Here is a 21,448-nt window from a genome sequence, read left to right as displayed (position 1 = left end):
GCATATGCGAAGGTTTCGATCGCCGCCGTGGCCGGTACGCGCGAAGCACATGCTCAACGCAGATCGCGCACAGCGATGTGGTCCATGTCGCTGAATACCTGATTCTCGCCGACCATGCCCCAGATGAACGTGTAAGCCTGCGTGCCGACGCCCGAGTGAATCGACCAGCTCGGCGAGATCACAGCCTGTTCGTTATGAACGACGATGTGCCGCGTCTCATTCGGTTCGCCCATCATGTGAAAGACGGCGGCGTCGTCGGCGACATTGAAATAGAAGTACACCTCCATGCGCCGCTCGTGCGTATGGCAGGGCATCGTATTCCACAAACTGCCGGGTTCGAGCTTGGTCATGCCCATCGAAAGCTGGCACGTGGGCAGCACCTCCGGCACGATGAACTTGTAGATCGTGCGGCGGTTGCTCGTGGCTGCGTCGCCGAGCGTTTGCGGCGACGCCTCACCAAGCGAGATTGTGCGGGTCGGGTGCGATTCGTGGGCGGGCGCGCAGTTCAGGTAGAACCTGGCCGGCAGCGACGCGTCGCTGCTGCCGAATGCAACCGACTGCGCGCCGCGCCCGACGTAGATCGCTTCCTCATTGCGCACGGTGTAGCGCGTGCCGTCCACATCGACCCAGCCATCGCCGCCAATGTTGATCGCGCCGAGCTCGCGCCGCTCCAGCAGATAGTTGACGCCGATCGACTTGCCGAGCGAACCGGGCACTTCGACCGCTCGCGCGACTGGCCATGCGCCGCCCACGATGATCCGGTCGATGTGGCTATACGTGAGCCGCAGCGCGTCGCGCTCGAACACCTGGTCCACGAGGAACTCCTTGCGCAATCCGGCGGTATCCAGCGTCCTGGCGTATTCGCTGTTTATGGCCTGCCTCACTTGCATGCTCGCTTCCACGATCTGTCTCCGATGATTGGTTCGACCTCGCGCATTGCTGCGCGGGCGACGTGTGTGGCATCGACTGTAGCGCGTTATTCGCGATTTCGGAACAGTGGTCCACAAATTTCAGTGACTCGCTGGCTGGTCTACTGGACTAACTGTCATAGAGGCGGGTAAACGATTACCTTCGCCATCGAAATAATCGGAACGACGTTCCTTTCGCGATGCTATAGTGCGCCGAAAGGGAGCAGTCGGCGCAAGACCGGTTCTTATCCTGATTCACCCGAAAACTGGACGCGAAGTCCACGGAGGAGACAATGAAGCTCAAGAAAGCCATCGACCGTATTCCTGGCGGGCTGATGCTGGTACCGCTGCTGCTTGGCGCCTGCGTTCATACATTCGCGCCGGGCGCGGGCAAATATTTCGGGTCGTTCACCAACGGATTGATCGCCGGCACCGTGCCGATTCTCGCGGTGTGGTTCTTCTGCATGGGTGCGACGATCGACTTGCGGGCCACCGGCACCGTGCTGCGCAAGTCGGGCACGCTGCTCGTCACCAAGATGGTGGTCGCGTGGATCGCGACGCTCGTGGCGTCGCATTTCATTCCTATCGACGGAATCAAAGGAGGGCTCTTTGCCGGGCTTTCCGTGCTGGCCATCACCACGTCGATGGATATGACCAACGGCGGTCTCTACGCGGCCGTGATGCAGCAATACGGTACGAAAGAGGAAGCGGGCGCGTTCGTGCTGATGTCGGTCGAGTCGGGGCCGCTCGTGAGCATGATCATTCTGGGCGCGACGGGTGTCGCTTTCTTCGAGCCGCGGCTCTTCGTCGGCGCGGTGCTGCCGTTTCTGATCGGCTTTGCGCTCGGCAATATCGACAGCGACCTGCGCGAGTTCTTCGGCCGCTGCGTGCATCCGCTGATTCCGTTTTTCGGCTTTGCGCTCGGCAACGGCATCGACCTCAACGTGATTGCGAAGAGCGGCATGGCAGGCGTGTTGCTGGGTCTCGCGGTGATCGTCGTGACGGGCATTCCGCTGATTCTCGCGGACCGCTGGATCGCGGGCGGCAATGGCGCGGCGGGACTCGCGGCGTCGTCGACGGCGGGCGCGGCAGTGGCGAACCCGGCGATCATCGGCGAGATGATTCCGAGTTTCAAGCCGCTCGTGCCGGCCGCGACCGCAATGGTTGCGACCGCATGCCTCGTCACCGCGATTCTGGTGCCGATGCTGACCGCGCTATGGGTGCGCAGGCATCACGCGCGCGACACGCTGCGCGAAGAGTTGCTGGCGCCGGCTGCGCCGCCGCTGAAGGAGAGCGATATGCATGTGTGAGGGGCGCTGACGGGCATGATGTAAAGCGCGGTGCATGCGCGCGCTTTACATCGCTTCGACTGCGTGCCGCAGCAGCAGATATTTCGCCTGTGTATTGGCCGCCGAGTGTCGAGCCGATGCGTCTGCCGCTGCATCGATCAGCAATGGAAATAAAAAAGTCCGCGAGCGTAACCTCGCGGACCCTGTACGTCTAGCAACGCTCGGGCGCAGCTTGCCCGACCAGATGCCTTAGGACGACATCACCGTCACGGACTTCGTGACCAAATACGCTTCCATTGCTTCCGGACCACCTTCGGAGCCGTAGCCCGAATCCTTGACGCCGCCAAACGGCATTTCCGGCGTGGGCGTGGCGGGCTGGTTGATCCACAGCATGCCGACTTCGAGCTGCTGCGACAGCAAATGCACGTTGCTGAACGACTTCGTGAACGCGTAACCGGCGAGGCCGAACGGCAGACGGTTGGCTTCCGCGATCGCTTCTTCGAGTTTGTCGAAACCGCGGATGGCCGCGATCGGGCCAAACGGCTCGTTGTTGAACACATCGGCTTCGAGCGACACGTTGGTCAGCACGGTCGGCGCGAAGAAGTTGCCTTCGGAGCCGACGCGCTCGCCACCTGTCTCGATCTTCGCACCGGTCTTGCGCGCGTCGTCGAGCACCTTGCTCATGGCCGTCAGACGGCGTGCATTGGCGAGCGGGCCGAGCGTCGTGCCTTCCGCGAGACCGTCGCCGAGCTTGAGGCTTTCGGCGTGCTTGACGAGCGCCGCGGCGAACTCTTCGCGAATGCTGTTGTGCACGAGAAAGCGGGTGGGCGAGATGCAGACCTGGCCCGCATTGCGGAACTTCGCGCCGCCCGCTGCCTTGACGGCAAGCGCCACATCGGCGTCTTCAGCGACGATCACCGGCGCGTGACCGCCCAGTTCCATCGTGGCGCGCTTCATGTGCGCGCCGGCCAGCGAGGCCAGTTGCTTGCCGACCGGCGTGGAGCCGGTGAACGTGACTTTGCGGATGACCGGATGCGGAATCAGGTAGCTCGAGATTTCGGCGGGATCGCCGAACACCAGACCCACCGTGCCCGCCGGCACGCCTGCTTCGACGAAAGCCTGCAGCAGGCCAGCCGGCGACGCAGGGGTTTCCTCCGGCGCCTTCACGAGGAACGAACAGCCGCTCGCGAGCGCCGCGCTCAGCTTGCGCACGATCTGGTTGACCGGGAAGTTCCACGGCGTAAAGGCGGCGACCGGACCGATCGGCTCCTTCAATACGAGTTGCTGCGCGGCGAGATTGCGCGAGGGCACGACGCGGCCATAAAGGCGGCGGCCTTCGTCGGCGAACCACTCGATGATGTCCGCCGCGGCGAGCACTTCGATTTTCGCTTCGGCGAACGGCTTGCCCTGTTCCTGCGTCATGAGACGGCCAATGTCCGACGCGCGCTCGCGCACGAGCGCGGCTGCCTTACGCATCACTGCGGCGCGCTCATGAGCAGGCACCTTGCGCCATGCTTCGAAGCCGCGTTGCGCCGCTTCCAGCGCGCGATCGAGGTCGGCGATGCCTGCGTGCGCCACCTTGCCGATCACCTGGCCGGTGGCGGGGTTCACGACGTCGATCGTCTTGCCGCTGGCGGCATCGCACCATTCGCCGTTGATCAGAAGTCGGGTATCGGTATAGCTCGAAATTGCCATGCTGGTTCCTGTAAATGGGAAAACGACAGGCTGCGCGGCGTTCGGAGAATGAGCCGAACCCGCGCTGCCGAGAATGGACTGCCGATAATGAACATCTTAGCTGATTGTTTCCAAACGCACCGGCGGCGGGCGCATTCGAACGGGCGAGGCACGCCTCTTGCTCAGCATGTTTCGGGGACCATGGAACTTCGCTGCCTGACAAGGGGGAAGGTTCGTGGAGCAAGCGCAGCCGCTGCGACACCGCGCAAACAGGCGTACAGTCGAGCGGCAGTCCCCGCCCGAGAATTGCCAGTTTAGTCAACCAGATGCACATGAGGAATCGACATGCCTACCGGTACAGTGAAGTGGTTCAACGACGCGAAGGGCTTCGGCTTCATCACACCCGACGACGGAGGTGAAGACCTGTTTGCCCATTTCTCCGAGATTCGCTCGGAGGGCTTCAAGTCGTTGCAGGAAAACCAGAAGGTCAGCTTCGAAGTGAAGCAGGGGCCCAAGGGCAAGCAGGCAGCGGATATCAAGCCCATCTAGAGTCAAGCCCAGCACGCGAGACGATAGCGAAGCGGCGGCGGCCGGCCTGCGCGCCCGGCGCATGGCCGGCACGTCGATCGGCGCCGCGCGCAGGCGAGGTTCGTGTGGACAGACAATCCGCTTATCAGGAAATCGACGCCAACGGCGGCGAAGCGTATGCGAAGTTCTTCGCTGCGCAAAATCCGGAGGCACCGCTCACACCGTTTTGTCATCGCTATCTGTTTGAAAAGGAACAGGCGCGGGCCAATGACGAGCGCGGCTTCGCCCTGAAGTCGCTCGCGCAAATGGAGTCCTCGTCCCATGTGGCGCAGGTGGCGGCCAGCGCGTCGCGCGACGCCGCCAATGCCGCGCATACCTCCGCAACGGCCGCACGGCGCTCCGCATTCTGGACGATGATCGCGGCCATTGCGTCGGCCCTCGGCGTCGCCGTGAACGCCGCGCTCAATCTTGGCTGGCTCGATTGGGCACGACACCTCGCGCGTTGACCCGGCTTTCGTTTCCGGTAGTTCGCAGGTCATTAGTAAGCATGCCGAAACCTCCTGTTCATGCGAGCGCGACAACGTCCGCTCGCGTCATTCTGCTTAAGGTTTCCTTCAGCTTTGCTCCGTAGCATCTGCGCGAATACATGTCTCTGCTCGCCCGCGGCGAGCGCCCCTCCGACAGTTGTTCGACAGAAAACAGAAAGCGCCTGTTCAAGGTTGCTGGAGCATCCATGAAAACTCTGTTCTTGCAGGCGCCGTCATATGACGGCTTCGATGGTGGCGCCGGTTCGCGTTATCAGGCAAAGCGTGAAGTCCGCTCGTTCTGGTATCCGACGTGGCTTGCGCAACCGGCGGCACTGGTTCCCGGCAGTCGCGTGCTCGACGCACCCGCCGATGGGTTGTCAGTCGACGCCACGCTTCACATTGCGCAGCAATACGATCTGGTGATCATTCACACCAGCACGCCGTCTTTCCCGACCGACGCGCTTTTCGCAGAAGACCTGAAAAAGCGTAAGCCGTCGCTGCTGATCGGCATGGTGGGCGCAAAGGTCGCCGTAGATCCGCACAACTCGCTCACGGCGAGCGAGGCGATCGACTTCGTCTGCCGCGAGGAATTCGACTTCACCTGCGCGGACATTGCCGCGGGCAAGCCATTCGCGGAGATTCTCGGCCTCAGCTATCGCGCGCGGGACGGCTCGATCGAGCACAATGCAGCGCGCCCGATCCTCGAGAACATGGACGAGTTGCCGTTCGTCGCACCCGTCTACAAACGCGATCTGACGATCGACAACTACTTCATCGGCTATCTGAAGCACCCGTACGTGTCGATCTACACGGGGCGCGGCTGCCGCTCGAAATGCACGTTCTGCCTGTGGCCGCAGACAGTGGGCGGGCATCGCTATCGCACGCGCTCGGTCGAGAACGTGCTTGAAGAAGTGAAGTGGATTCGCGACAACATGCCCGAAGTAAAAGAGATCATGTTCGACGACGACACCTTCACCGACTTCAAGCCGCGCGTCGAGGAGATTGCTCGTGGTCTCGGCAAGCTCGGCGTGACATGGTCGTGTAACGCGAAAGCGAACGTGCCGTACGCCACGCTCAAGATCATGAAGGAAAACGGCCTTCGGCTGCTGCTCGTCGGCTACGAATCCGGCGACGATCAGATTCTGCTCAACATCAAGAAGGGTCTGCGTACCGACATCGCGCGGCGCTTCAGCGACGACTGCCGCAAGCTCGGCATCAAGATTCACGGCACGTTCATTCTGGGTTTGCCCGGCGAGACTCAGGAGACCATCCAGAAGACGATCGAATACGCGAAGCAGATCAATCCGCACACCATCCAGGTGTCGCTTGCCGCGCCGTATCCAGGTACTCGCCTTTATGAGCAGGCGGTTGAAAACGGCTGGCTCGAACAGAACAAGGTGATCAACCTCGTCAGCAAAGAAGGCGTTCAGCTCGCCGCTATCGGCTATCCGCATCTGTCGCGCGAAGAGATTTATCACCAGCTCGAAAACTTCTACAAGCGCTTCTATTTCCGTCCGTCGAAAATCTGGGAAATCGTGCGCGAAATGCTGACCAGTTGGGACATGATGAAACGGCGCTTGCGCGAAGGCGTCGAGTTCTTCCGATTCCTGCGCGCACACGAGGCGTGAACGCCGCGCATTGGATCGCGGCCGCGATTGCTTATGCATGCGCCGCGTGCGCGGTTTCCGGCGTCGGCTACACGCTCGTGGCGAGCGTGCTGATCGGGCGGTTTTTTGCGCGTGCGGTGGCCGAACCCGGCAGCTTCCCGGATATAACGGTCGTGAAGCCGCTGCACGGCAGCGAAGGTGCGCTGCTGCGCAATCTGTCGAGTTTCTGCGAGCAGAACTACGGCGGCGCCGTGCAGTTCGTTTTCGGCGTGCACGACCCGGCGGACCCGGCATTGCAGGCCGTCCACGAATTGCAACGCCTGTATCCACAGGCCGACATCACGGTCATTTCCGACAGCGGCCTGTACGGCCCGAATCGCAAGATCAGCAACATCGTCAATATGCTGCCGCACGCGCGGCACGACGTGCTTGTGTTTGCCGATAGCGATGTCGGCGTCGGGCCCGACTATCTGCGTCACATCGTCGGTGAACTGGAGAAACCCGGCGTTGGACTGGTGACGTGCGCGTATCGCGGCGAGCCCGAGCCCGGCTTCTGGCCGCGCCTGTCGGCCGCCGCGACGCACTACCAGTTTTTGCCAGGAGTCGTCACCGGCATCGCGCTCGGCCTTGCGCGACCCTGCTTTGGACAGACGATTGCGATGCGGCGCGCCACGCTCGACAACATCGGCGGCATGCTGCCGTTTGCACGTCATCTCGCGGAAGACCACGCCATTGGCGAAGCGGTACGCGCAATTGGCGAAAAAGTGGCGATTCCGCCGTTCACCATCTCGCATGCCTGCGTGGAGGCGAGCGCGGCGCAACTCGTCTCGCACGAGTTGCGCTGGAGCCGGACGATCCGCAGCGTCGATCCGCTCGGCCATCTCGGCTCCGCGTTGATGCATCCGCTCGCGTTCGCAGTGCTCGCGGTGGTGTTCTCGGGTGGCGCTTCATGGAGTTGGGGGATCGTGGCGCTCGCGCTGTTTGCGCGCTTCGCATTGAAGCTTTGCACCGACCGCGCATTGCAGCAGGCGCATGGCGGGCTGTGGCTGCTGCCGATATGGGATATCGTGTTGTTTGCGATTTTCGTGGCGAGCTTCGGCTCTTCGCGCGTGATCTGGCGGGGCTTCAGCTTCGAGGTGGACGGTGACGGCCTGCTGTCGCCCGCGCGGGACGAGTCGCGCTGAATCACAATGAGCCGCGAACAGACGGCGGAAGTAGAGGAGGTTAGGGCAGCAATGACGCGCAGGTCTTCCGAATCGAACGATGAGCGGCGAGTCCCTTGCATGCGCGAGGTCGTCGCATGATGAAGCATTTAGGCCGCGTCGCCGCGCTCGCGGGGCTCATCGCGTCGCTGTGGCTCGTCTGGCAGGACAACCCGGGTGCGGTGCTCGGCGCATTGCGGGCGGCCGGCGCGGGTCTCGTGCTCGCGGCGCTCGCGCACGTACTGCCGATGCTCGCCAATGCCTGCGACTGGCGTTCGCTGATTCGTGGCGCAAACCGGCCGCACATTGCGAACATGTTGCACCTCGTGTGGGTGCGCGAATCCGTCAATAGCATGCTGCCGGTCGCGCGCATCGGCGGAGAAGTGGTGTCTTTTCGCATGCTCAGGCGTTGGGGCGTGCGGCCGTCGACGGCGGTGGGGAGCATCATCGTCGACATGCAGCTGACCGTGATCAGCCAGTTGCTCTTTACGATGGTCGGCATCGGCTTTCTTTTCGTACATGCCCATTCCGACACGCTGCGGTTCGCCGGGCAACTCGCGTGGGGTGTGGTCGTGCTGACGCCGCTGCTCGTGTTGTTCGCGCTCGTGCAGCACGCCAGTCCGTTCGAGCGCATGACGCGCGCGCTCAATCACATGACGAGCGGCAAGCTCGCCGCACTCGTGGGGCAGTCGGCGCAGATCGATCGGGCAATCAAGCTGATCTGGCGACGCCGCGGCGTAGTGCTGCGTTACCTGTTTTTCTGGCAGCCGCTGCAGTGCTTTTTGACGTCGCTCGAAATCTGGCTCGCGCTGTATTTTCTCGGCGCGCAAGTGACGCTTGTCGAAGCCGTGGTAATCGAGTCGTTGATCCAGGCAATCAGCAGCGCAGCGTTCTTCGTGCCGGGCGGTCTCGGCGTGCAGGAGGGCGGCTTCGTCCTGATCGGCGGCGCGTTGGGTCTCGATCCGTCGACCTGTCTGGCGCTTGCGGGCGCACGCCGGATTCGCGATCTGCTGATCTTCGTGCCGGGGTTGATCGCCTGGCAGTTTGCCGAGACGTCAAAACGCGATCGCGCGCACACTTCGACGCTGCGGGCGAACCGGGCAGAGCATCGTCGCGAGCGCGGCGGCGCCGTTCACAGCCGGCAGCAGGCACCCCTCGCCGAAGGCAGCGTCGCGGGGGACACGAACCGCCGCTAGCCGGCTGGCTTCAGAGGTCTGACAGAGGCCGCCGTGTAAGCGGGGAACGATACGTCGACGGCAAGCCCGCGGCCGTCGAGCCCAGTGCCGAATCGCACGGTGGCGCCGAAGTGTTGCGCGATGCGCGCGACAATCGACAGGCCGAGGCCGCTGCCGGTCGCCTGGTTGCCGGTTGCGCGGAAGAAGCGGTCCGTGAGACGCGCCAGATCTGCTGGCGCAACGCCTGGGCCGTCGTCGCGCACGCTCACTAGAATGCGTTCGGATAGCGGCTCTCTCGCCGGCTCTTTCGCTGGTTCTTGCAGCGGCTCTTTCAGCGGCTCCTTCAGTGGCGCCAGAACCTGCTGTTTCTCACGCCGCACCGCGATCTCGATCGTGCCGCCGTCGCTCCCGTATTTGATCGCGTTATCCAGCAGATTGTCGAAGAGAATGCCGATCAGCACGGGCTCCGCATTGATCTCCGCGCGCATGTCGCAGTTCAGCGTCACGCGAATGTTTTTCTGCTGCGCATTGCCCGCGTTCGCCAGCAATGCGCTCTTCGCGACGGCGCCAGGCGCGAGCGGTGCCGTTGCCATTTTCTCCTGCATGTCTAGGCGCGCGAGCAACAGCAATTGTTCGGCGAGCCGAGCGCTTCGATCCACGCCTTGCACGACGCGCTCCATGGCGAGCCGCTGACGTGCGGGGTCCGGTTCGGCCAGCGCGACTTGTGCCTGAACCTTGATCGCGGCGAGCGGCGTTTTGAGTTCATGTGCAGCGTCGGCAGTGAACGCGCGTTCCCGTTCGAGCGAATGCAACAGGCGCGAGAGCAGCAGATTGATCGCGTCGACGAGCGGCCGCACCTCGATTGGCACATGGCCGATATCGACAGGCTCGAGGCGATTGATGTCCCGCGAACGGATCGCATCGGAGAGCATACGCAGCGGCGCGAGACTCCAGCCGATGCTCCACCACACGAGCAGTGCGAGCACCGGCAACGCGATCAAGGCAGGGCGCGCAATGCGGCTTGCGACGCCGCTCACCAGATCGCTGCGGGTGTTGGCCTGTTCGAATACGCGCACCGTGTGCCCGAGCGGCGTGTCCCGCAGCGTGAACGAGTGGTATGTCTGGCCACCGAGCACGACGTCCTGCACGCCGGTGACAGGCGGTACCGGCAAATCCCACGCATTGAGCGCGCGCAAGGGCGGGCTGCCGGCAATCACGTCGCCATTGCGCGCGCGCACCTGGAACAGTGCGTCGCGCGGCAGCGAATCGTCGTCGTCGGTGTCGTTCGCACTTGTCTCTCCGCCTCGTTCTTCCTCGCGCACGTCGATGTGCGCATTGGCGAGCGTGGCGAGATTCGACTGGTCGAGCAATGCGAGCATCTGTGCGACTTCCGCGAGCCGGGCTTCCTCCCACTCTGCGACTTCGCGTGTGGCCTGGCGATAGCTGGACGCGAGAGCGATCGCCCAGACGAGCCCGATGCTGGCGAGCACGAGCAGCATGAGCCGCCGGCGAATGGATGCGCTCATCTACTGTTTCTCCACCACGTAGCCAATATTGCGCACGGTTCGTATGAGGTTTGCGCCCAGCTTCTTGCGCAGATTCGACACGTGTACCTCGATCGCATTGCTTTCAATCTCCTCCTGCCATCCATACAGGCTTTCTTCGAGACGCGAGCGCGATTGCGGGATGCCCTGATTCGTCAGCAACTGGATCAGGATCGCCCATTCGCGCGACGTAAGCGATACGCGTTTGCCGGCCACCTCCACAGTTTGCGACGCGGGGTTCACCGTGAGCTCCCGATAGCGGATCAGCTCGACACTGCGGCCCTGCGCGCGTCGCAGCAGCGCACGGCAACGCGCGATGAGTTCGGTGAGGTCGAAGGGCTTGCCGAGATAATCGTCCGCGCCTGCTTCGAGACCGCCCACGCGGTCCACCACCGTGCCGCGCGCGGTCAGCACGAGCACCGGCACGTCATTGCCGGCGTCACGCAGCCGTCTGAGCAGGTCCATGCCAGACACGCGCGGCAGGCCGAGATCGAGCACGACGAGCGCATAGCTCGTGGTGTCGAGCGCGAGACTGGCCTTGTGGCCGTCTCGCGCCCAGTCGACAGTGAAACCTGCTTGACGCAAACCTGCTTCGATCCCGCAGCCGATCAGATCGTCGTCTTCAACGAGAAGTACACGCATAGGGCAGAAATTCCGTAGATGTTTTTATGGTGGGACGGTACGCATCGAATGAACCCGGCGAATGAACCCAGTGGCTGCAGCTTCCAGCGTCAGCCATGCGGTCCGCTAGCAGCGTTATACCGCGTTTTGCTTAAGGTTTCCTTCAGCTTGAATCGATACCATCGCTCATCAACGGCTTACCGTTGTATTGGCAACATGAATTCGCCAAATGAACATCTGACATGAGCACGCTGCATTGCCCTCTGTTGTCGGAATACCGAAACGAAATCGTAAGTACATCGACGGAATTCACGGCAGATGCCTCGCCATGGTGACCGTTATTCTTCTTGCGGACGATTGCGTCGAAGAGTGGGCGCTGCTGGCTTGCGAGAAGCCGCACGATGCGTTCATCAGGCCACGATACGAAGCCATGAAGCCAGCTACCGTCGATATGCTGCGAGCCCATCTCATGGTGGCCTCGCTCACGGCTCTCGCAGCCGACGTGCTCGCCTGTGTGACGGTAGCGGCGCTGCCGGGCGCGCAACATCTGTTTGTCTCCGCGGCTTTCCGGTTCGCCGCGCTCGCCATGGTCGCGGGCGGCGTGATCGTGGCCCGCCAGGTTGCCCAAGCCGCATTCCACCTTGCCGTTGCAGATCGCTACGCGAACGTTGCGGGCCTCTACGCGAGGCCAGTCGCCATCGCCCCGGATTGTCCGCGGCTTTGGCTCGTCATCTTGCATCTTCGCCTTACCGGGACACCGTTCGTCTTGCGCGGACACTGACGGAATCCGCCAATGGTTGCGCACGCATTCACTGCAGGCGAATGGATTCTGTTCGCCGTTTGCATCGCGGCGTCGCTGTATACGCTGGTTGCGACGGTCGCAATGCCATTCTCTACCGTTCGTGGCCGCGCCGCGTTGGACCGCGACGACCTTTCGCCGGCCGCTCCCGCAGTCGATCCGAGAAGCCTCGTGCACGGTGCGAAGTTCGGCGCGCGCGCCTCGTGCCGAACCGATCCGTTGCCGCATGCGGGCGTGAGTGTGCTCAAGCCGCTGTGCGGCGCCGAGCCGCGCCTCTATGAGAACCTGCGGACGTTTTGCGAGCAGCGTTACACGAATTTTCAGCTTGTTCTTGGCGTGTGTTCTCCCGACGACCCCGCGATTGCCGTCGCGCGTCGTTTGCAGGCTGCGTATCCGTTGCTCGACATCGAGCTTGCGATCGACACGCGCGTGCATGGCAGCAACCTGAAAGTCAGCAATCTGATGAACATGGTCGAGCGCGCGCGTCACGACGTGATCGTGATTGCCGATAGCGACATCGCCGTGCGGGACGATTATCTGGAGAGCGTGGCAGCGCCGCTTGCTGACCCACGCATCGGCGTTCTCACCTGTCTTTATGCCGCGCAAGGTGTAGGCGGTTTCTGGCCGCGCGTGGGCGCGCTATTCGTCAACGAATGGTTTGCGCCATCGGTACGCGTTGCGCACATGGCGGGTTCGCGGCGCTTCGGTTTCGGCGCCACGCTTGCGTTGCGACGCGCCACGCTCGAACGGATCGGCGGTTTCGAGGCCCTTAAGAACTGTCTTGCCGACGACTACTGGCTAGCCGAACACGTGCGCGCGCTGGGCTTGCAAACGGTGCTCTCGCGCGTGATGGTGGCCACCGATGTGACCGAACCCACGTTTGCAGAACTATGGCAACGCGAGACGCGCTGGTTGCGCACGATACGTTCGGTGAATCCGCTCGGTTTCGCTTTTCTGTTCATCACTTTTCCGACTCCCTGGCTCGTCGCCGGCGCGTGTCTGAGCGCTGGGTTCGGGATCGGCGCGAACGGTGGCGCGCCTGGCTGGAGCGCGCTCGTCGGCGCGGCCGCCACAATGGCGGGAGTGGCCGCGCGTTTGATGCTGCATCTGCGCGCCGCGCGCCATGAAATCGCATTGCGGTGCCCATTTCCCGGTGAAACAGCGGACTCGCTCGGGCGTGCGTTCTGGCGCGATCTTCCGCTTCTGCCGTTGCGCGATACGTTGCTGCTGTTTCAATGGCTTGCTGCTGCTTTCGGTTCACATGTCACGTGGCGTGGCACGCGCGTTCGGGTCGGAAGCTCCCGTTCGACCGCGCGCACGAGGCCATTGCGCTCGATGGACGTGATGGAGGCATCCGATGGCCGCTGAGGTGGATGTACCACAGCCGCAAGCATTAAAGCCGCAAGCATTAAAGCCGCATGCTTCCGGACCGCAAGCATTCGAGCCGTGCACCGAAAGGCCCCGAGCGTTGATCGTCACCGCCGACGACTTCGGCTTGCATTCTCGTGTGAATCTGGCCGTCGAACAGGCGCACCGACACGGCGTGCTCACCGCCGCCAGCCTCATGATCGGTGCGCCCGCCGCAAACGATGCAGTCGAGCGCGCGCACGCAATGCCGGACTTGCGCGTGGGCCTTCATCTCGTTCTCGCCGACGGCGACGCTGTATTGCCGCGCACCTGCATTGGGGCATTGCTCGATAAGCATGGCCGCTTCGGCGACAACATGGTTCGCGACGGCGTGCGGTTCTTCTTTCTGCCGCATGTACGCGAGCAGTTGGCGCGCGAAATTCGCGCGCAGTTCCAGGCGTTTGCCAGGACCGGACTCGCGCTCGATCACGTGAACACGCACAAGCATTTTCATTTGCATCCGACCGTGCTTGGCTTGATCCTCGAGATTGGCCGGGAATTCGGCATGAAGGCGATGCGTTTGCCGTTCGAGTCGAATGCGCCGCTGTGGCTCAGGCCGTGGATCGCGCTGGTCAAAGCGCGGCTCGACCGTGCAGGCATCTTTCACAACGACTATGTCGTCGGCATCGCCGGCAGCGGCCGCATGGACGAGGCCGCGTGGCTCACGGCGCTCGCTTCGTTAAATGGCGGCGTCGCAGAAATATACTGCCATCCTGCCATTGCGGGCGAGCGAGCATTGACCGACGGCATGCGCGATTACCGCCACGCCGACGAACTGCAGGCACTGCTTTCACCGGACGTCGCCCGCGCCATTCGGGCCCTTGGCGCAAGGCTTGGCGGCTTCGCCGATGTGTCCGAATAATTGAAGGTTCGCGCCTCGCGTGGTTATTCGATCGAGGCCTCCATCTCCGACGCGCTCGACACCTTGCGCAACTCATCGGCGATTACCGACACGAGCGCATCCGCCGCCGCATTCAAGGGCCGCCGCGGATGCGTTACGCACACAATGTGCCGCACGATGCGCGGCGCGAGAATCGGATACGCGCGCAGACTGCCCTGACTCACCGCGCGCTGCACCGCGATGCGCGGCAGGATAGTCGCAAAGCGCGTACTCTCTACGAGCTTCACGATCGTGCTCAACACGTCGATTTCGAAGCGCGGTGCGAGCAGCACGTCCTCGTGCTGGGCGGCCGTATCTAGCACGCCGCGCAGGCCGTGGCGCTTCGTCGGCAGCACGAGTTCCAGTTCGGGAAGCTGTGCGAGTTCGATCGCGTGAGGCAACTCGGGGCCGTTCGCGGCGCTCGTCACGAGCACCATCTCTTCATCGAGCAGCGGCTGTGCGTCGAGCGAGAGACGCGCGCGCGGTTTGTTGATGAGCGCCGCGTCGAGCTGACCACCCGCCACCCAGTCGATGAACGTCGCGCTGTAGCCGTCTGCCACCGTTACTTCGACATGCGGATAGCGCGCATGAAAGCGCGACAACGCATCGGCGAGCACGCTCTCGGTCACCGACGCAATCAGCCCGATCGACACATGCCCGGTCACCACTTCGTCGCGCTGTACGAGTTGCTGACGTGCATGCGCGAGGTCGCGCATGATCGGCAGAAAGAGGCGATACATCAGCCGCCCGGCCGCGGTCGGCGCCATGCCATGCGCGTTGCGCTCGAACAGTTGTTGATGCAGTTCCTCTTCGAGTTTGCCGATTTGCATGCTGAGCGCGGGCTGCACGATATTCAGCCGTTTAGCGGCGCGGGTGACGGAGCCGTCCTCGAACAGCGCGATGAAATATTGGATTTGCCGGAGGTCCATGTTGATATGAGTAAAACATCAGCAAACCTAATGAGCGGGGCGCGGCTTATCAGAACACGCGCAGCGGACCGGACGGCACGCCATCAACAAGGGTGAACAGACTCGTGCATATGCCCTTGCATACGGATGGTTGATTGATAACCCGCCTACAAACTGCTGTCATTGGTGCTAACACTCATATCATCGGGAATGATTCGAAGCATCAATATTCCATATTAGAAGTTATACGCGGATCTCGTTACGCTTTCATCATCAACTGGCGCTCCATTCCGGCATGAAGCGGAATTCAAGCGGGGCATGAAGCCAGTCATCGATGGAGACGCAGATGAATACACGTGATGCCGCCCCGCACGAAACCTTAGACCCGAGCTGGGCCCGCAAAGGCGGAGCCCTTGCTTTGCGCGACTGGCTCGCGCATCTCGCGTGCAGCGGACGCCTCGCGACGATCGACCAGGCCGTCGCGCTGAAACACGAACTGGCGGCGATTGCCAAGCGCCTGGACGGCACGCAGGCGGCATTTTTCACGCGACCAGGCGGTCATCGCGTGCCGGTGGTGAGCGGCTTCATGTCCCGGCGCGCATGGATCGCGGAAGCGCTCGGGGTGGACGAAAGTCAATTGCTCGCGCGCTTTAGCGATGCTGCGGAGCATCCGCTCGCATCGCGACTCGTGCGGCGCGACGAAGCGCCGTGCCAACAGGTCGTACATACGAAGAATATCGATCTTCACGCGCTATTGCCGATTCCTACACATAGCGAACACGACAACGGCCCGTACATTACCGCCGGCCTCGTGATTGCGCGCAATCCCCGTACTGGCGTGCAGAACGTGTCGATCAACCGGATTCAGGTGCACGCTGCGGACCGCATGGCGATTCTGCTGTTGCCGCGTCATCTTCACGCATTCCAGAAAGCGGCAGAAGCGGCCGGCGACGCGCTCGACGTGGCGGTTGCGATAGGCGTCGATCCGCTCACGATGCTCGCGTCGCAAGCTATTTCTCCAATCGACTCCGACGAACTGGAGATCGCAGGCGCGTTGCATGGCGCACCGCTGCCGGTCGCAAAATGCGTGAGCAACGGAGTACATGTGCCGGCTTTCGCTGAAATCGTGATCGAGGGCCGCATCTTGCCGAACGTGCGCGAGATGGAAGGGCCGTTCGGCGAGTTCCCGAAGTACTACAGCGCACAGGAAGCGCGCGAGGTGATCGAGGTCACCGCCGTTACGCATCGCACGGACCCCATCTTTCATACGATCGTGCCCGCCGAGATGGAGCATTTGCTGCTCGGCGCAATTCCACGCGAGGCGACGCTGCTCGCGCATCTGCAACGCAGCCATCCGAACGTGAAGGACGTGCACCTGTCGGTAGGCGGAGTGTGCCGTTATCACCTGTGGGTGCAGTTCGAGAAGAAGCGTGAGGGCGAGGCGAAGAACGTGATTCTGTGCGCATTCGGCGCGCATTACGACATCAAGCAGGTGGTCGTGGTCGATACAGACGTGGACGTGCACGATCCCGCCGAAATCGAATGGGCAATCGCCACGCGCTTCCAGGCGGATCGAGACCTCGTCGTGATCGAAGGCGCGCAAGGCTCGCCACTCGATCCGTCGACTACCGTCGGCCAGCCCGAGGACGCACCGGCGTATCTGCAGGGCATCAGCGCGAAGATGGGACTCGACGCGACGCGTCCTGTTGCCTATGCGTCGCACGTGTTCACGCGCGTGCGGATTCCCGGTGAGGACACAGTGGATCTGAACGCACTCGTCGCGGCGGATAACGCCGCGTTCGACGCTTATCTCGGTGACGGTCATGTCTGAAGCGACGCTCGACACTAACCGGCACGATCTGCGCGCGGCTCGGACGCAGCGCATCGTCGTCGGCATTTCAGGCGCTAGCGGCGCGCTGATCGGCGCGCGCCTGCTTGCTGCATTGCGCCGTCTCGGCACACACGAAACGCATCTGATCGTGTCGGCATCGGGCGCGGTCACGGCTGCACAAGAACTCGGCATGACCCGTGGCGACCTCGATAGTCTGGCCGACGTGGTCTACAACGTGCGCGATATCGGCGCGGCGGTGGCGAGCGGATCGTTCATCACGGCCGGCATGGTGATCGCACCGTGCTCGATGAAAACGCTCGCCGCCGTGGCGAACGGTTTCGCCGACAACCTGCTGACGCGCGCCGCCGACGTGATGCTCAAGGAGCGTCGCCGCCTCGTCATGGTCGCGCGCGAAACGCCGTTGAATCTCGCGCATCTTCGCAATATGACTCACGCGACCGAGATGGGCGCGATCGTGATGCCGCCGGTGCCCGCGTTTTACGCGCATCCAAAAACAATCGAAGACGTAGTCGATCACACCGTCGGGCGCATTCTCGATCTGTTCGGTATCGAGCACGGCGAGATCGCCCAACGCTGGAGCGGCCTCGCCGACGAATTCGCGCAACGGCAAGCGGGAGGCGAGCAATGAACCAGCGCGATCTGGTAAGTACCGCCGATGCGGCCACACAGGACCGCGAGGCCGACGCCGCGCAAGGCGTACTGCGTCACGTAGGGCGTCCGATGCAGCGTCTCGAAGATCCCGCGATTCTCACGGGCCGGGGCCGCTATGGCGACGACATCGGCGTGCGTCCCGGCACGCTGCACGCGGCGGTCTTGCGCTCGCCGCACGCGCATGCGGAACTGCTTGCAATCGATACGCAAGCGGCGGCACAACTGCAAGGCGTGCGCGCGATTCTCACGCGTGACGATCTGCGCGCATGGTCGCGCCCGTTCGTGGTCGGCGTCAAATCGCCAATGGAGCAGTGGGCGCTCGCAATGGACCGCGTACGGTATGTCGGCGAACCGGTGGCGGTCGTGCTGGCCGAAACGCGCGCTCTCGCTGAAGACGCACTCGATCTCATCAAGGTCGAATACGCGACGCTGGAACCTGTTACGTCGATCGAGAAAGCTGTCGAGGATAACTCCGCGGTGCTGCACGAGAAGGTGGGCAGCAACGTGATCAGCGACCGGCATTTCCGCTACGGCGAGCCGGAGGCGGCGTTCGAAAAGGCACCGCATCGCGTGAAACTGGTCGCGCATTATCCGCGCAATACGTGTGCGCCGATCGAATGCGGCGTGGTGATTGCCGAGTATCTTGCTGGCGACGAAGGCTATGACGTCACGTCGAATTTTATGGGCCCGTTCTCGCTGCACGCGGTCATGGCGATGGCCTTGAACGTGCCGGCGAATCGTCTGCGTCACAAGGCGCCGCGCGATTCGGGCGGAAGCTTCGGCGTGAAGCAGGCGGTGTTTCCGTATGTGGTGCTGATGTGCCTCGCGTCGCGCAAGGCCGGCGCGCCGGTCAAATGGGTCGAGGATCGGCTCGAGCATTTGAGTGCGGCGACGTCCGCCACGGCGCGCCTTTCCACCCTCGAAGCGGCGGTCGAAAACGACGGGCGCATCATCGCGCTGTCCTACGATCAACTCGAAGACTGCGGCGCATATGTGCGTGCGCCGGAGCCCGCCACCTTCTATCGCATGCATGGGTGTCTCACCGGCGCCTACGCGATCGACAATCTGCTCGTGCGCAACCGCGTCGTGCTGACCAGCAAGACGCCCACCGGACTCGTGCGAGGGTTTGGCGGACCGCAGGTGTATTTCGCGCTCGAACGGCTCATGCAGCGGATCGCCGTCGAACTCGGGCTCGATGTGCTCGACGTGTATCGCCGCAACTTCGTGCGCGCCGATGCGTTCCCCTATCGCGCTGCGGCAGGCGCGCTGCTCGATTCCGGCAACTATCAGGAAGCGTTGCGCCGTGCACTCGACGAAGGCGGCTACGACGAACTGCGTGCCCGCCGCGAGGCCGCACGTAGCGAAGGGCGCCTGTACGGCATCGGCTTCTCGGCGATCGTCGAGCCGTCGATCTCGAACATGGGCTACATCACGACCGTGATGCCCGCTGAAGCGCGTCGCAAGGCCGGTCCAAAAAGCGGCGCGATTGCCAGCGCGACGGTCAGCGTGGATCTCCTCGGGGGCGTCGTCGTGACAATCGCATCGACGCCTGCGGGCCAGGGCCACATGACGGTATGCGCGCAGGTGGTGGCCAATGTGCTCGGCATTGCACCGCACGAGGTGGCCGTCAACGTCGAATTCGATACGCACAAGGACGCGTGGTCGGTCGCCGCGGGCAATTATTCGAGCCGCTTTGCCGGCGCGGTCGCGGGCACTGTGCATCTCGCGGCCATGCGTGTGCGCGACAAGATCGCGCGCATCGTGTCGAAGCAACTGAACTGTGCGCCGCAAGATGTCCGCTTCGAGGGCGGCCGCATCTTCGCGCAAGGCGCGGAGGATCGTGCACAGCCGTTTGGCCGGGTCGCCGCGAATGCGCCGCATTGGGCGCCCGCGTTGCTGCCCGAGGGCGAAGAGCCCGGATTGCGCGAGACGGTGTTCTGGAATCCGCCGAACATGGCGGCGCCCGATGAGAACGATCGCGTCAATACGTCGGCAGCCTATGGTTTTGCGTTCGACATGTGCGGGGTCGAAGTGGATCGCGCAACGGGCCGCGTGCGCATCGACCGTTATGTGACCGCACACGACGCTGGCACGTTGCTCAATCCCGCGCTCGCCGACGGCCAGATTCGCGGCGCGTTCGCGCAAGGACTCGGCGCGGCGCTGATGGAAGAGTTCCGTTATGGCGCGGACGGCAGCTTCCAGTCGGGCACGCTTGCCGACTATCTGATGCCGACCGCGTGCGAAGTGCCCGATCCGGTGATCGTGCATCTGGAAACACCGTCGCCGTTCACGCCGCTCGGAGCGAAGGGACTCGGCGAGGGAAACAACATGAGCACGCCGCCATGCATCGCGAATGCGGTGGCCGATGCGCTCGGCGTCGACGACATCCGTTTGCCGCTTACGCCTTCGAAAGTCATGGCGCTGATCGGCATCGACGACCCCGAACCCTCGCGCCCTGAGTTGCGCGAAGCGCCCGCGCCGAAGAACCCGGCGATGTCCGGCAGCGGCAAGGCGCTGACCGCGCAAGGCAGTGTGGATCTGCCCGCGACGCCCGAAGCCGTGTTTGCCGTGCTGCTCGATCCGAACGCGCTCGCGAAGGTGATTCCCGGCTGTCACGCACTCGAAACCGAAGGTCCGAACCAGTATCGCGCGGACGTGACGGTGGGTGTCGGCATGATCAAGGCGCGGTTCGAGGCAAAGATCGGTTTGTCGGAGATCGACGCACCGCACCGTTTGCGCCTCGCGGGCGCGGGCATTTCGTCGCTTGGCAGCGCACGCGGCAGCGGTCTTGTCGAACTGACGCCTATCGCGACCGGCACGCGTCTTTCGTACGACTACGAGGCGCAGGTCTCGGGCAAGGTCGCGGCGGTCGGCGCGCGCATGCTGGAAGGCGCGGCGAAAGTTGTGTTGCGTCAACTGTTCGAATCGCTGGGACGCCAGGCCGCGGGCAAGCCGCTCGACGCGTCTGCCCACAGTTCTGGTGAGGGCGGCGGTTCGTGGCTGTCGCGCTTGTTGGCCCGCTTCAGGAGACAACGATGAAACCCGCGCCGTTCGATTACCTGCGCGCAATGAACGCGCAACATGCGCTCGACGCACTGGCGCAACACGGCGAAGACGCACGCGTGCTCGCGGGCGGCCAATCGCTGATGGCCGTGCTGAACATGCGGCTCGCGCAACCGCGCATGCTGATCGACATTTCGCGCACCGGCGAACTGGACTCGGTGCGCGTCGACCGCAAGGCCGGTTCTTTGACGGTGGGCGCGGCGGCGACGCAAGGCAGCGTCGAATGGCGCGCGTCGCTACGCGATGAAGTGCCGTTGCTCGCAATGGCCTTTCCGCACATCTCGCACTTTCAGATTCGCAATCGCGGCACCGTGTGCGGCTCGATCGCGCATGCGGACCCGAGTGCCGAACTGCCGCTCGTGCTGAGCGCGCTCGGCGGCGACGTGATGCTGCGCTCGAAAAAGAAGCCACGCGTGCTTTCGGCGGACGCGTTTTTTCAGGGCATGTTGATGACTGCGCGCGAGCCCGACGAACTCGTCGAAGCGGTGCGGTTTCCGCTAAAGCGCGAAGGCGAGCGTTATGGCTTCGCGGAATTCTCGGCACGTCATGGCGATTTCGCGATTGTCGCGTGCGCCGCAGTGGTCACCGACGATGCCATCCGTCTCGCCGTGGGCGGCGTGGCGGACCGGCCAGTGGTCGAGCAATGGCCGCGTCTGTCCGGCGACGATTTGCGCGGGGCGTTGAACGATTTGAGCTGGAAGCTGGGCGCGCAGGACAACGCGCATATCAGTGCGAGCTATCGCCGGCATCTGGTCCGGCAACTCGGATGGCGCGTGATAGAGGAGGCAAAGTGAGCAACACATCCAATGGAAA

The 21,448-nt window shown here is 63.2% G+C and carries 18 protein-coding genes; 13 read left to right on the top strand and 5 right to left on the bottom strand.

The window, feature by feature from the left end; translation table 11 throughout:
• Nucleotides 1-53: 53 nt before the first annotated feature.
• Nucleotides 54-890: a 5-dehydro-4-deoxy-D-glucuronate isomerase gene (kduI, locus tag SB753_RS11305; protein WP_204520919.1), complete on the bottom strand. Its 837-nt coding sequence runs from the start codon at nucleotides 888-890 to the stop codon at nucleotides 54-56.
• A 311-nt stretch (nucleotides 891-1,201) separates the two neighbouring features.
• Here kduI and kdgT point away from each other — a divergent pair, with 311 nt between their 5' ends.
• The gene (gene kdgT / locus SB753_RS11300) at nucleotides 1,202-2,218 is read left to right on the top strand and encodes a 2-keto-3-deoxygluconate transporter (protein ID WP_020066177.1); all 1,017 of its coding nucleotides are present in this window, start codon (nucleotides 1,202-1,204) and stop codon (nucleotides 2,216-2,218) included.
• Nucleotides 2,219-2,446: 228 nt separating this feature from the next.
• On the opposite strand, the gene SB753_RS11295 is transcribed toward kdgT, so the two are convergent.
• Nucleotides 2,447-3,892, bottom strand: a complete 1,446-nt coding sequence (locus SB753_RS11295; RefSeq protein WP_408128056.1) for an NAD-dependent succinate-semialdehyde dehydrogenase — start codon at nucleotides 3,890-3,892, stop codon at nucleotides 2,447-2,449.
• Nucleotides 3,893-4,216: 324 nt separating this feature from the next.
• Here SB753_RS11295 and SB753_RS11290 point away from each other — a divergent pair, with 324 nt between their 5' ends.
• The 5 genes from SB753_RS11290 (at nucleotide 4,217) to SB753_RS11270 (ending at nucleotide 8,931) form a co-directional block, all read left to right on the top strand.
• Nucleotides 4,217-4,420 (top strand): cold-shock protein, encoded by a 204-nt coding sequence (locus SB753_RS11290; protein WP_006052818.1) that lies wholly within the window; start codon nucleotides 4,217-4,219, stop codon nucleotides 4,418-4,420.
• A gap of 104 nt (nucleotides 4,421-4,524) precedes the next feature.
• On the top strand, nucleotides 4,525-4,905 hold the full coding sequence (locus SB753_RS11285; protein ID WP_020066174.1) for a hypothetical protein: 381 nt from the start codon (nucleotides 4,525-4,527) through the stop codon (nucleotides 4,903-4,905).
• Nucleotides 4,906-5,132: 227 nt separating this feature from the next.
• Nucleotides 5,133-6,554, top strand: a complete 1,422-nt coding sequence (gene hpnJ, locus SB753_RS11280) for a hopanoid biosynthesis associated radical SAM protein HpnJ (protein ID WP_392393311.1) — start codon at nucleotides 5,133-5,135, stop codon at nucleotides 6,552-6,554.
• Nucleotides 6,551-7,717, top strand: a complete 1,167-nt coding sequence (gene hpnI, locus SB753_RS11275; protein WP_410800215.1) for a bacteriohopanetetrol glucosamine biosynthesis glycosyltransferase HpnI — start codon at nucleotides 6,551-6,553, stop codon at nucleotides 7,715-7,717. The genes hpnJ and hpnI (SB753_RS11275) overlap by 4 nt, the downstream gene beginning before the upstream one ends.
• A 116-nt stretch (nucleotides 7,718-7,833) precedes the next feature.
• Nucleotides 7,834-8,931, top strand: a complete 1,098-nt coding sequence (locus SB753_RS11270) for a flippase-like domain-containing protein (RefSeq protein ID WP_410800214.1) — start codon at nucleotides 7,834-7,836, stop codon at nucleotides 8,929-8,931.
• Here the strand turns inward: SB753_RS11270 and SB753_RS11265 are convergent.
• Nucleotides 8,928-10,436: an ATP-binding protein gene (locus SB753_RS11265; protein WP_410800213.1), complete on the bottom strand. Its 1,509-nt coding sequence runs from the start codon at nucleotides 10,434-10,436 to the stop codon at nucleotides 8,928-8,930. The genes SB753_RS11270 and SB753_RS11265 overlap by 4 nt on opposite strands.
• Nucleotides 10,437-11,096: a response regulator gene (locus SB753_RS11260; RefSeq protein ID WP_020066169.1), complete on the bottom strand. Its 660-nt coding sequence runs from the start codon at nucleotides 11,094-11,096 to the stop codon at nucleotides 10,437-10,439.
• 409 nt (nucleotides 11,097-11,505) lie between these two features.
• Between SB753_RS11260 and SB753_RS11255 the strand changes: the two genes are divergently transcribed.
• Genes SB753_RS11255 through hpnK form a run of 3 tightly spaced genes read left to right on the top strand, consistent with a single transcriptional unit; the run spans nucleotide 11,506 to nucleotide 14,143 of the window.
• Nucleotides 11,506-11,856, top strand: coding sequence for a hypothetical protein (locus SB753_RS11255; protein WP_410800298.1), 351 nt, complete (start codon nucleotides 11,506-11,508; stop codon nucleotides 11,854-11,856).
• A 12-nt stretch (nucleotides 11,857-11,868) separates the two neighbouring features.
• Nucleotides 11,869-13,242 carry a bacteriohopanetetrol glucosamine biosynthesis glycosyltransferase HpnI gene (gene hpnI / locus SB753_RS11250; protein WP_410800212.1) on the top strand — a complete coding sequence of 458 codons (1,374 nt, stop codon included), beginning with the start codon at nucleotides 11,869-11,871 and terminating at the stop codon, nucleotides 13,240-13,242.
• Entirely contained in the window at nucleotides 13,232-14,143 is a 912-nt protein-coding gene (gene hpnK, locus SB753_RS11245) for a hopanoid biosynthesis-associated protein HpnK (protein ID WP_410800211.1), read from the top strand. The genes hpnI (SB753_RS11250) and hpnK overlap by 11 nt, the downstream gene beginning before the upstream one ends.
• A gap of 23 nt (nucleotides 14,144-14,166) precedes the next feature.
• Here the strand turns inward: hpnK and SB753_RS11240 are convergent, their stop codons facing one another.
• Nucleotides 14,167-15,090, bottom strand: a complete 924-nt coding sequence (locus SB753_RS11240; protein ID WP_088174376.1) for a LysR family transcriptional regulator — start codon at nucleotides 15,088-15,090, stop codon at nucleotides 14,167-14,169.
• A 325-nt stretch (nucleotides 15,091-15,415) separates the two neighbouring features.
• Between SB753_RS11240 and SB753_RS11235 the strand changes: the two genes are divergently transcribed.
• The 4 genes from SB753_RS11235 to SB753_RS11220 are packed head-to-tail and all read left to right on the top strand — an operon-like array spanning nucleotide 15,416 to nucleotide 21,429.
• Nucleotides 15,416-16,900, top strand: coding sequence for a UbiD family decarboxylase (locus tag SB753_RS11235; RefSeq protein WP_410800210.1), 1,485 nt, complete (start codon nucleotides 15,416-15,418; stop codon nucleotides 16,898-16,900).
• On the top strand, nucleotides 16,893-17,549 hold the full coding sequence (locus SB753_RS11230) for a UbiX family flavin prenyltransferase (RefSeq protein WP_310356908.1): 657 nt from the start codon (nucleotides 16,893-16,895) through the stop codon (nucleotides 17,547-17,549). The genes SB753_RS11235 and SB753_RS11230 overlap by 8 nt, the downstream gene beginning before the upstream one ends.
• Nucleotides 17,546-20,611, top strand: a complete 3,066-nt coding sequence (locus SB753_RS11225; protein WP_410800209.1) for a xanthine dehydrogenase family protein molybdopterin-binding subunit — start codon at nucleotides 17,546-17,548, stop codon at nucleotides 20,609-20,611. Before SB753_RS11230 ends, SB753_RS11225 begins: the two co-directional genes overlap by 4 nt.
• On the top strand, nucleotides 20,608-21,429 hold the full coding sequence (locus tag SB753_RS11220; protein WP_020066160.1) for an FAD binding domain-containing protein: 822 nt from the start codon (nucleotides 20,608-20,610) through the stop codon (nucleotides 21,427-21,429). The genes SB753_RS11225 and SB753_RS11220 overlap by 4 nt, the downstream gene beginning before the upstream one ends.
• Nucleotides 21,430-21,448: the final 19 nt, after the last annotated feature.

The sequence above is a fragment of the Paraburkholderia sp. SIMBA_053 genome, from assembly GCF_046534895.1.
GTDB classification, from domain to species: Bacteria; Pseudomonadota; Gammaproteobacteria; order Burkholderiales; family Burkholderiaceae; genus Paraburkholderia; species Paraburkholderia caledonica.
This window is presented reverse-complemented; position numbering and strand designations above follow the sequence as displayed.

Bases quoted from the DNA above. Each gene is read 5' to 3' on its own strand.
- SB753_RS11265 (WP_410800213.1), bottom strand. From the start codon at position 10,436: ATGAGCGCATCCATTCGCCGGCGGCTCATGCTGCTCGTGCTCGCCAGC.
- SB753_RS11220 (WP_020066160.1), top strand. From the start codon at position 20,608: ATGAAACCCGCGCCGTTCGATTACCTGCGCGCAATGAACGCGCAACAT.
- hpnI (WP_410800212.1), top strand. From the start codon at position 11,869: ATGGTTGCGCACGCATTCACTGCAGGCGAATGGATTCTGTTCGCCGTT.
- SB753_RS11290 (WP_006052818.1), top strand. From the start codon at position 4,217: ATGCCTACCGGTACAGTGAAGTGGTTCAACGACGCGAAGGGCTTCGGC.
- hpnK (WP_410800211.1), top strand. From the start codon at position 13,232: ATGGCCGCTGAGGTGGATGTACCACAGCCGCAAGCATTAAAGCCGCAA.
- hpnJ (WP_392393311.1), top strand. From the start codon at position 5,133: ATGAAAACTCTGTTCTTGCAGGCGCCGTCATATGACGGCTTCGATGGT.
- SB753_RS11235 (WP_410800210.1), top strand. From the start codon at position 15,416: ATGAATACACGTGATGCCGCCCCGCACGAAACCTTAGACCCGAGCTGG.
- kdgT (WP_020066177.1), top strand. From the start codon at position 1,202: ATGAAGCTCAAGAAAGCCATCGACCGTATTCCTGGCGGGCTGATGCTG.
- kduI (WP_204520919.1), bottom strand. From the start codon at position 890: ATGCAAGTGAGGCAGGCCATAAACAGCGAATACGCCAGGACGCTGGAT.
- SB753_RS11295 (WP_408128056.1), bottom strand. From the start codon at position 3,892: ATGGCAATTTCGAGCTATACCGATACCCGACTTCTGATCAACGGCGAA.
- SB753_RS11260 (WP_020066169.1), bottom strand. From the start codon at position 11,096: ATGCGTGTACTTCTCGTTGAAGACGACGATCTGATCGGCTGCGGGATC.
- SB753_RS11255 (WP_410800298.1), top strand. From the start codon at position 11,506: ATGAAGCCAGCTACCGTCGATATGCTGCGAGCCCATCTCATGGTGGCC.
- SB753_RS11240 (WP_088174376.1), bottom strand. From the start codon at position 15,090: ATGGACCTCCGGCAAATCCAATATTTCATCGCGCTGTTCGAGGACGGC.
- SB753_RS11230 (WP_310356908.1), top strand. From the start codon at position 16,893: ATGTCTGAAGCGACGCTCGACACTAACCGGCACGATCTGCGCGCGGCT.
- SB753_RS11225 (WP_410800209.1), top strand. From the start codon at position 17,546: ATGAACCAGCGCGATCTGGTAAGTACCGCCGATGCGGCCACACAGGAC.
- SB753_RS11270 (WP_410800214.1), top strand. From the start codon at position 7,834: ATGATGAAGCATTTAGGCCGCGTCGCCGCGCTCGCGGGGCTCATCGCG.